Annotated in this window: 7 protein-coding genes; 3 read left to right on the top strand and 4 right to left on the bottom strand. The window is 46.2% G+C overall.

Annotated features, from left to right (window positions below):
• Positions 1-349 precede the first annotated feature (349 nt).
• Positions 350-1,642 (bottom strand): CinA family nicotinamide mononucleotide deamidase-related protein, encoded by a 1,293-nt coding sequence (locus tag L4D12_RS18105; RefSeq protein ID WP_428449232.1) that lies wholly within the window; start codon positions 1,640-1,642, stop codon positions 350-352.
• Between the two features lie 390 nt (positions 1,643-2,032).
• Here L4D12_RS18105 and tyrP point away from each other — a divergent pair, with 390 nt between their 5' ends.
• The 3 genes from tyrP to L4D12_RS18090 all read left to right on the top strand — a co-directional run bounded on the left by tyrP (position 2,033) and on the right by L4D12_RS18090 (position 6,608).
• On the top strand, positions 2,033-3,241 hold the full coding sequence (gene tyrP / locus L4D12_RS18100; RefSeq protein ID WP_428449231.1) for a tyrosine transporter TyrP: 1,209 nt from the start codon (positions 2,033-2,035) through the stop codon (positions 3,239-3,241).
• A gap of 255 nt (positions 3,242-3,496) precedes the next feature.
• Positions 3,497-4,402 (top strand): DUF3943 domain-containing protein, encoded by a 906-nt coding sequence (locus L4D12_RS18095; RefSeq protein ID WP_428449230.1) that lies wholly within the window; start codon positions 3,497-3,499, stop codon positions 4,400-4,402.
• A gap of 184 nt (positions 4,403-4,586) precedes the next feature.
• Positions 4,587-6,608, top strand: a complete 2,022-nt coding sequence (locus L4D12_RS18090) for a putative bifunctional diguanylate cyclase/phosphodiesterase (RefSeq protein ID WP_428449229.1) — start codon at positions 4,587-4,589, stop codon at positions 6,606-6,608.
• Here the strand turns inward: L4D12_RS18090 and L4D12_RS18085 are convergent.
• From L4D12_RS18085 to cysB, 3 genes are all read right to left on the bottom strand, one after another.
• On the bottom strand, positions 6,533-7,261 hold the full coding sequence (locus tag L4D12_RS18085; protein ID WP_428449228.1) for a sulfite exporter TauE/SafE family protein: 729 nt from the start codon (positions 7,259-7,261) through the stop codon (positions 6,533-6,535). The two genes, L4D12_RS18090 and L4D12_RS18085, sit on opposite strands and share 76 nt — an antisense overlap.
• Entirely contained in the window at positions 7,262-8,449 is a 1,188-nt protein-coding gene (locus L4D12_RS18080; protein ID WP_428449227.1) for a methyltransferase, read from the bottom strand. It abuts the gene before it with no gap.
• Between the two features lie 77 nt (positions 8,450-8,526).
• On the bottom strand, positions 8,527-9,501 hold the full coding sequence (cysB, locus tag L4D12_RS18075; RefSeq protein ID WP_428449226.1) for an HTH-type transcriptional regulator CysB: 975 nt from the start codon (positions 9,499-9,501) through the stop codon (positions 8,527-8,529).
• Positions 9,502-9,607 lie beyond the last annotated feature (106 nt).

The raw sequence follows: 9,607 nt of genomic DNA, 5'->3' as shown, positions 1-9,607 counted from the left end.
GCCCGGATGTGGTGCCAGGCTTCCCCAGTTACTGCACTGGCTCCCTGTTAACAATTCCACCCTCAAGCACAGCATAGGTCTGACTGAGTATGGGGCTTTGCGCTATTTTGCACGCTTACCCACCTAGACTGCCGAATCAGGTTCACTTTCGTTGTGTACTGTTAACTTCCTATCGCTTCCTTCAGACCCTGCCGTTGGCCAGCAACGCCCTTGCGATTCGGATTATCTTCCCCTCAGTCGGGGTGATTCAGGTTTCTTGCAACCTGACGGGTTTGCCAGCTTCGCTGGGCAAACAAAAAACCATTGCGATGATTTATCGCAACGGTTTTTTATCGGGAAACCATTCAGCCTAACGGCAATCAATCGTGTTCGGTATATGGCGGGAAAGAATGCAGTCTATTGACTCATAATGCCCTATTACTGGCTTGTTAGTCAAAAAACGCCGTAACATATCCAGCACCGCAGTCGTGATCACAACACGATGATCCTGAGATGAGTATATTCGACGCGTCACTACACATTGTGACCATATTCCAGCCTCTGTCGCCAAAGCAATTGTCACGCCCTGCTCAGCACTATGACCAACGGCTAAGGCCAGTGAGACATTCGCTTTGTCTTTGGCAGCCAAGGCCATTGCCTCGACATCAAGCAGGCTTTCTTCTACTGACAAAACTTGATTGGATCGTGGCTGCTTCAGTAACCATCCTTGCGCCAGTGCTTGCGCACATAATTCATCATCACTCAAACGGTTCATCACCATCCCGCCGCTATGATCTTCTGTCACGGCGAGCTGTAAAGACATTGAGTTTAGTGCAGCGCCAATTGTCGGCAATAATGAGCGCCCCTCACCCACGACATTATTCCCTAGCTTCGCGGCAATATCCTGATAAAGCGCTGGAACTTGGGAATGGCCCTGAGGGGCAAAAAGTTTCACCTCAATAAAAGGTAATGAAGAACGATATCCCAGTTCACACCCCTCTGGTAACACCAATGATTGCAATGTCTGGCCAATGCCCGATTCTGACAGACCAAAGGTATACAACCGATGACATTCTCGTCCATCATGATCTATCTGCGTCGATAAAATGCGGGGCAATATTTTCTCTCGAGACATCAACTTAAACTCACTGGGCACCCCAGGAGTAAAGAAGAGCCACGCCCTATTCAGTCTCATTGCAAACCCACAGGCAGTCCCCACCGGGTTATCCAGCAGTTCAGCCCCTTCTGGTAGCATCGCTTGCTTAAGGTTGGTCTCGGGCATTTCACGCTCAAGCTTGGCGTATTTATCGCGCATTGCGTCAACCCAGAACGACGAAAGTTCTAGCCCTACATCCGCCGCAATCGCAGCAGCTTGCGCAGTTAAGTCATCAGTAGTCGGCCCTAGCCCACCATTTACGATCACTATATCAGCCGTCAAACTGCAGTATTCTATCTCCTTGGCTAACCTGTCGAGTTGATCGCCGATGGTCGTCCGGCGTGTCATCATCACCCCGTTATCAAAAAATAGTCGAGACAACCAAGCCGCATTAGTATCATCGATATCACCATACAGTACCTCATCTCCAGTACTGATCATCACCACTTCCAGCATGCTTTCCTCGCTCGCTAACCAATCCAGCCCTAAACTTATACCTAAATTCATTTCATTTCCGATCTATACCACTCTTTTATGTCGATAAAGATCAAAACCGTGTGCACTCCTATGGGCGACACACGGTGACTGTAAACAATTAATTACACCTAATTAAACATTTGTTGACAGTGTGATGTTTGATCGATAATGTACTCATCAGCGAAAAATGATATAAAAATCATAATAAGCATATCATATGACCAATATTAGAGAGTGGACCATGAAAATATCCCACCGCCACACTTACTATCGATAGCCACACTGGCTCAATCTGCTGTAAAAAATATTTTACACTTATAGATTACTCCGGTGTGGCTCACAATCTTTCTCAGGGAGTAATCACCGGTGTACGCGCCGCTCCCAACGACGACTTATACGATTTCTGGGAGCAACATTTTCATGTCCATGAATAAAACGTTCGGCAGCATGCTGATCATTGCCGGTACCACGATCGGAGCGGGTATGCTGGCACTGCCTCTGGCTTCAGCCGGATTAGGATTTACCACCGCCACATTGCTTATGTGTGGGATCTGGCTATTAATGACTTACACCGCATTACTGATGCTCGAAGTGCATCAACACGCTGATAATACCGCAACACTTAACACGCTTGCCCATCAACTACTCGGGCGTAAAGGGCAATACATCGCCAGCTTTGCAGTGGCATTTCTAATGTATTCACTTTGTGCTGCGTACATTGCCGGTGGCGGCGAACAACTCAATAACAAGCTTAATCAATGGCTTTCATTAGATGTTTCCGCACAAACCAGTGCGATTATGTTTACCCTCATCATTGCGACAGTTGTGGCTATCGGAACGCATTCCGTGGATATGGTCAATCGGGTCTTATTCACCCTTAAAATTATTGCGCTGGTTGTCATGCTGGGGTTACTAGCCCCTAATGTAGAGGCAGGGTATCTGGTCAATATGCCGCTTGAAAAAGGCTTAATCATTTCAGCCCTACCCGTAATTTTTACTTCTTTCGGTTTTCATGGCAGCATTCCATCCATTGTGCGTTATATAGGTATGGACATTAAAACCCTACGGAAAATTATGATTTTCGGATCATCATTACCGCTAATCATCTACATATTTTGGCAACTGGCGAGCCAAGGTGTGATGAGCCAGTCAGATCTAATGACCAGCAATACATTGAACAGCTTCATTCTGACGTTAAATGACCTACTCCATAACCCGATGGTTAGCCAATCTGTTTCTATTTTTGCTGATTTAGCACTGGCCACCTCATTCCTTGGGGTAAGTCTGGGGCTCTTTGATTTTATCTCTGATAGCTTCAAGCGCGACAGCCATAAATACGGCCGAATCCAAACGGCCGCAATTACCTTTTTACCACCACTCGGTTTTGCGCTGTTTTACCCACAGGGCTTCATTATGGCATTGGGATTCGCCGCTATCGCCCTTGTTATTCTTGCTATATTTCTTCCTGTGGCGATGGTTCACACTCAACGTAAACAACAATATAAGCTGCATAATGCATATCAAGTGGCAGGTGGTACCCCCGCACTGATTGCAGCAACGGGTGTAGGAATATTAATTATCTCCGCACAACTACTGCAGATGGCAGGGGTTATTCCTACGGTGGGATAACACTCGCCTCAATATCCAAAATAGAACAGCAGCATGTAATGACTAATTCACACATGCTGCGGTTCGACCCACACAACACATTGTGTTAACCAATTACACATTAAACTTTACACCATAAGCATAAATAGTACTTATTTCCAGTAAGTATAAGAAAACTGTGCAAGACAACAGCAATAACTACTAGGAATTTAATTACTTTTCAGTGATACTCCCGCACTCAAATCCTATCTAACTTGATCTACTGCGGAGCGTATTTTGCGCACTTCACTTTTATCGTCACTTGTATTGGGCTGTGCGATTAGCACGCCAGCCATGGCTTGGCAGGAAAATACGTTTTTAGAAAACAGTGCTAATCAAGGTACTTTTCTTAACCATTACTCTCAAACGTCTTCACCTGCGGTTTTCTATTCGACCTCATTATCAGAAGATAGCCTTACAATTCAAGAGAATAAGACTCACTCTGTCAACACCCTACCAATGCACTTAACGGTTTCTTCGGAGAAGAACTGGGATTACCTGCTTGAGCAGTCATATACTATCTTTGGCTTGAGTCTGGCGACCGTCGGGATGATGACGCTACTGCCCGAAAGTATTACCAATTGGGGTGAAGAAGACCGTAACCTAAGTGGTCTGGGTAAAAAGTGGTTAGACAATGTCAGTGATGGCCCGGTATGGGACGAAGACGATCATTATCTCAATTATATTATGCACCCCTATTTTGGCGGTGTTTACTATACCGCGGCGCGCCATTCTGGTTTTAATGAATGGGAGTCCTTCCTCTACTCCGCCACCATGTCGACATTTTTCTGGGAATACGGGGTAGAATCCTTCGCCGAAGTCCCCTCGATTCAAGATATTATTGTGACACCGCTCTTTGGTGCTGTTGCCGGTGAATGGATGTTCCAAACTGAGCTACAAATCACCGCCAATGGTGGCGAAGTCATGGGTTCAGAAACGCTGGGTGATGTTTCCTTATTCCTTCTTAACCCTGTAGGTCATATTCACTACTGGGTAACAGACTGGTGGAAAGGCGATACCGATGTCAGCTTTACCTACAGCCCATGGTTTGGTAATAAGAATGCCGCTAACTATGCACTTGATGCCGGCGCGTCTTATGACAAAGCATTTATCGGCCTTGAGTTTAAACTCGCTCTCCAATAACGCATGTCTGTTATGAACGGTAAAAAAGCGATTACATATCGCTTTTTTTACCTATTTTCAATTCCTTAACTCCATTTTATTCTTGTTCATGAATTAAGTTCACGATTTCAAATTATCCCTGTATTGATAATACTGATTTTGGGATAGCATCACTATTAATCACAAAAATTCATAAGCATTCGTGATGAATCAAACCTTTACGTTATTTGAATACCTTCAATCTCCTGTATGGGTATTTGATATCCACACGAAACGCATTATCTGGGCCAATTCGGCCTCCTTACCCTTTTGGGAAGTCGCCAGCCATGATGAGTTAACCTCTCGTGATTTCAGCATTGACATGTCTGAAGCTATCAATGCAGTGCTTAACAACTACCTTTCTCTGTTTAAGAAAGGTGAAACCATCAAAACATGGTGGCACTTTTCCCCCAATAACATTATCAAGAAGACCCTATGCCACTTCTCAGGCATTCCAAATAGCGATGGTACGATTGCCATGCTGGTCGAAGTCATCGCGGAAGAATCAAGCCTACGGCGTGAATTGGCCTTTTCAGGCAGTTCTAATCTCGCTCTCCTTTTTGATGATACTGGCGAATTAACGAGTGTAAACACCGCATTCACCCATTCATTTGGCAATCACCTTCTGACCCTGAGTTGCTTTCTTGGCGATAGTCAGCTTTCCCATGACTGGTTAAACAAAGCCCGCCAAACGGGTACCCTTAAAGCCAAGCGCCTGTGCTGGACAGGAAAGAATCACTACTGGTTTACTATTGAAGGGAAGTGGCTAGAAGACAAACACCAGCTATTGCTGAACCTCATTAATATCACTCAGGACAAAGAGCAGCAGCACAAAGCAAAATACAATGCTGAACATGATCCCATGACCGGCTTATTAAATCGACGTGGTATCACGAAAGCCATCACTGAAAATCAGCTCACTCATTCCGCTTACAGCTTATTATTTCTTGATATAGATGGATTTAAGCTCATTAATGACACTTATGGTCACGCCATTGGTGATAAATTACTCCGAGCAATTGCCATTCGACTACAAGATGAAGTGAAGCTCAAGGGACTTCTCGCCCGCTTCGGTGGAGATGAATTCATTGTGCACATTGAACACCGGGATATCGCTAATCCAACGTTATTTGCCAAACAGCTGATCAAAGCGCTTAACCGTCCTTTTCACCTCAAAGAAGTGGGTGAACTGTCAATAGGCTGTAGTATCGGTACGTCAAACTACCCGACCGACGCGCAAGACATCGAAACCCTTGTCACTCAAGCCGATATGGCCATGCACCGAGCCAAACTTCGTGGTCGCAACCGAAGCCACCATTTTTCACCTGATATGGCAGATGCTCTCTACCGAAAAATGACCTTACGCCACCATCTAACCTTAGCGCTTGAAGCAGAGGATTTTGAACTTTACTATCAACCGATTGTTGATATGAAAACCCATACTCTGAAAGGCTACGAAGCCCTAATTCGCTGGCATGATAAAGAGCTTGGTCAAGTCTCCCCTGCAGAATTTATTCCATTAGCAGAAGAAACAGGCCAGATAGTCCCCCTCGGTAACTGGATTCTCAAAATGGCCTGTAAGCAACTGGCCAGATGGCGAAAGCAATATGATAAAAGCTTCATCATGAGTGTCAATCTCTCGCGTGCACAGCTACAGTCCAGCCTAGCGCCAACCATACAGGCCTTGCTACTCCGCTATAATATTCCCCCTTCACAGCTGGCGTTAGAGCTAACAGAGTCAACCATGCTGCAGGAGTACGACGATGCCAAGCAATGTCTGAATGACCTGGCATCTTTGGGGTTAGAACTTTATCTTGATGACTTTGGTACCGGTTATTCTTCGCTGTCGCAACTTCAGGATCTTCCCATCAGCACAGTAAAACTTGATCAGAGTTTTGTTCAAGGAGAACATAAAGGCAGCCAAGCGATTATTGAGGCAACCCGGGCAATTTGTGAGAAGCTGGATTTGAAAGTCGTCGCGGAGGGTGTTGAAACCTTAACACAATTGCAGTATTTGCATGAATGCCGCTTTGACTTCTGTCAAGGCTATTACCTAGGGCACCCGATGCCAGCTCATGAGCATGAGGCTCGTAATTTTAGCCTGCTCAATAGCTACGCCAACTGCGGTGACACTCCCTGCCAAATAGCAACGACCCCTGATATTGAACATAATACTAAAAGAGCATAACGCAGCCATTCTGCTTTGATCCGGTGCTGAATACGATAAGCAAACATAGAGGCCAGAATGGGCGCCGGCAAGATCATTAACCCGTATTTTAGATGCCACAAGCTGAAATGCCCGGTCGCAGAAAGCGCGATCAACGATAACACGCAGCTAAACGCAAAATAACCAGCAAGGTTTGCACGTAATTTTCCCGCATCAGCATGCTGCAATACCAATGCCATAGGCGGTCCGCCAATCGAGGTCGACGTCCCCATCAGTCCGGAAGCAAAACCTGCCCAGAACAATGCTTTCGGGGTAGGTTGGATCCTCACTTTCAATAAGCTGATCACCACCGCCATTAATACACCGGTTCCCAGCACTAAGGCCAGCGACTCGGGGGAAATATAAAGCAGTAAAGCCATGGCGGCAAATGTACCCGGTATTCTGCCAATAAATGCGGCACCCAACCCCTTCACTGATAACATGGTACGGTACTGCCACATATTGATTAACGCCAGGACTAGGCCAACTAAAGTGATGGTGCCCGGCACAAAACGGGGTTCAAAAAAATAGACAATAGGTGCAGCCACAATCGCCATCCCAAATCCCACCGTACTCTGAACAAAGCACCCCGCAGCCAACGCCAATGCACAGTAGATTAATGTAGTAACATCCATTTATTTCAACAGCTCCGCATGAATCAGTATATTTCTGGGTGTTATAGGTTTATCACAAAAGGTTCCCACTGTGACTTTGTAGCCCGACTCTTCCATGAAGCATGCTCGATCATAAACCAGCCACAGTTCGAGCGGACGTCGAAAAACCTGCCTGACCAGCTCTAGGCGCTCCACCCAACGATAACGCTGTTCGCCTTGCCGCTGCCAATAGCCATAATCGACATCATCAGGAAGAGCAATACCTTTTTGCTCTGCCGCCCATTGGCAAAAAGACTCAAAACCCTGATTAAGCAAACCTTTCTGTACATTAGGTACCGGTATATAGCTATCCTCACCTAAAATATCCCGTTGCAGGCTATCAAATCCTAGCCGGAAGCTCACCTCAATAAAGCGCAGATTTCGGACCCGATTACCCGCCGTTACCGTTTCCTGCAACGGTAATCGGAGATCATGCTTAGACAGCTGTAAAAGGCTGTTTTTTGCTGGCAGTGATAATGGCTGGTAGGTCTTATTTCGGATCAAGTGATAACAACAAGGTGACACACTCACAGCTTGTCCGCGGCGGCTGGCGACACGTTGTAGTAAAGAGACATGAAGATCACCGCAAGCATGCAGCGCCACTGCATGCTGCTGAGGATGAATATACTGCTCGCTCTCAGCAGAAAAGGCATCCCCATGAACAAATGTCATATCAAGACCCAGCTTTTCTGCGGCCTCTGTACCGCTATCGCACAATGTCTTTTGCCACTCTAAACTGATCACTGGAGTATGATGAGTCGCGGCAAGCACTCGCCCCAAAAAGCCTTTCCCCGCGCACCATTCCAACCACGGTAATGACAACGCAGGCAGCACACCATTGAATGCTTCAAGCTGCTGCCACTTCCGTCCGGGAATCCCCGCATCAAGCCCCCTAGGGGGGGTATATGCGACTTTCGGCAGCGGTTCAAGTGCCGCCAACGCCATGAGCCTCGGAGCCTGCGGGATCCAGCGTGTCATAGCAACCGCTAACGACTCTGGATGTTGAATGAACGCCTCAATTTCTTGATCGGTGACATTCAGCAACCACTGAGATAACTCTGGATGACGTTGTTCCCACAGCGATTGCGGGGTAGCAAAAGGCATAAACTGCCAGAACTCACGAGTCTGGGATAAGAGACTATCAAGCTGAGAAAATAGCGGGGCATTCATGGTTTGAAGAGGTACTCATGCAGTATCAGACAAAAACCCGCTTATTCTATACTCCATTGTCATTACCAGAAAGCGCATTATTTTATCGGCAGCCGCATACTGGCAAACATCGCTTCTATTTCAGCATTGGTTTTCAGCGCAACAGCCTGATCAACCACCTCTGGCGTTAAATGCGGGGCAAAACGCTCCATGAAGTCGTACATATAACTGCGTAAAAACGTCCCTTTTTTAAACCCAATCTTGGTGGTACTGGCATCAAAAATATGGCTAGCATCAATGGCAACCAAATCACTGTCCGTCATTGGATCTATCGCCATACTGGCAATAACCCCGACCCCAATACCTAGCCTGACATAGGTTTTGATCACATCAGCATCCGTCGCCGTGAACACAATTTTTGGAGTCAAACCAGAACGATTAAAAGCACTATCAAGCTCAGATCGACCTGTGAATCCAAACACATAAGTCACCAATGAATAAGCAGCCAAATCATGAATGGTAATCTGTGTTTTTTTTGCAAGGGGATGATCGGCCTTTACCACAATAGAGCGATTCCAGTGATAACACGGCAACATGATCATATCTTGATAAAGATGAAGTGCCTCAGTCGCAATGGCAAAATCTGTCGTACCCTTACCCACTGCTTCCGCTAACTGAGATGGGGTTCCCTGATGCATATGGAGCGTAACTTTGGGATACCGGGCAGTAAAACCTTGGATCACAGCAGGCAGTGCATAGCGAGCCTGAGTATGGGTTGTCGCAATGTTGAGTGTGCCCATTTCAGGATGGGTATGCTCACCCGCAACTGATTTAATACTCTCAACTCGCGACAAAATATCTCGCGATATTTTAACGATCGCCTCACCGGCAGGCGTGACCATCGTCAAATGCTTGCCACTACGTTCGAAAATCTGAACACCTAGCTCATCTTCCAGTAAACGCACCTGCTTACTGATCCCCGGTTGAGAGGTGTACAAGCTCTCTGCTGTGGATGACACATTCAAGTTATGATTGACTATCTCAACAATGTATTTTAACTGCTGTAACTTCATGGCTCCACCTGCTTATAATTTATACCCTAATGACCTCAAAATGCAGCTTTCAATATGAGCCAAGTGCGCTCAATGCTAAATATTAGTGCGAGAACAATATGCTCTT

Source organism: Photobacterium nomapromontoriensis (assembly GCF_050336815.1).
GTDB classification, from domain to species: Bacteria; Pseudomonadota; Gammaproteobacteria; order Enterobacterales; family Vibrionaceae; genus Photobacterium; species Photobacterium nomapromontoriensis.
The sequence above is the reverse complement of the archived record's forward strand: the minus strand, read 5'-3'. Positions and strand labels throughout refer to the sequence as shown.

What these genes read in the sequence shown, in the direction of transcription:
- L4D12_RS18085 (WP_428449228.1), bottom strand. Translation starts at nt 7,261, where the DNA reads ATGGATGTTACTACATTAATCTACTGTGCATTGGCGTTGGCTGCGGGG.
- L4D12_RS18090 (WP_428449229.1), top strand. Translation starts at nt 4,587, where the DNA reads ATGAATCAAACCTTTACGTTATTTGAATACCTTCAATCTCCTGTATGG.
- cysB (WP_428449226.1), bottom strand. Translation starts at nt 9,501, where the DNA reads ATGAAGTTACAGCAGTTAAAATACATTGTTGAGATAGTCAATCATAAC.
- L4D12_RS18080 (WP_428449227.1), bottom strand. Translation starts at nt 8,449, where the DNA reads ATGAATGCCCCGCTATTTTCTCAGCTTGATAGTCTCTTATCCCAGACT.
- tyrP (WP_428449231.1), top strand. Translation starts at nt 2,033, where the DNA reads ATGTCCATGAATAAAACGTTCGGCAGCATGCTGATCATTGCCGGTACC.
- L4D12_RS18105 (WP_428449232.1), bottom strand. Translation starts at nt 1,642, where the DNA reads ATGAATTTAGGTATAAGTTTAGGGCTGGATTGGTTAGCGAGCGAGGAA.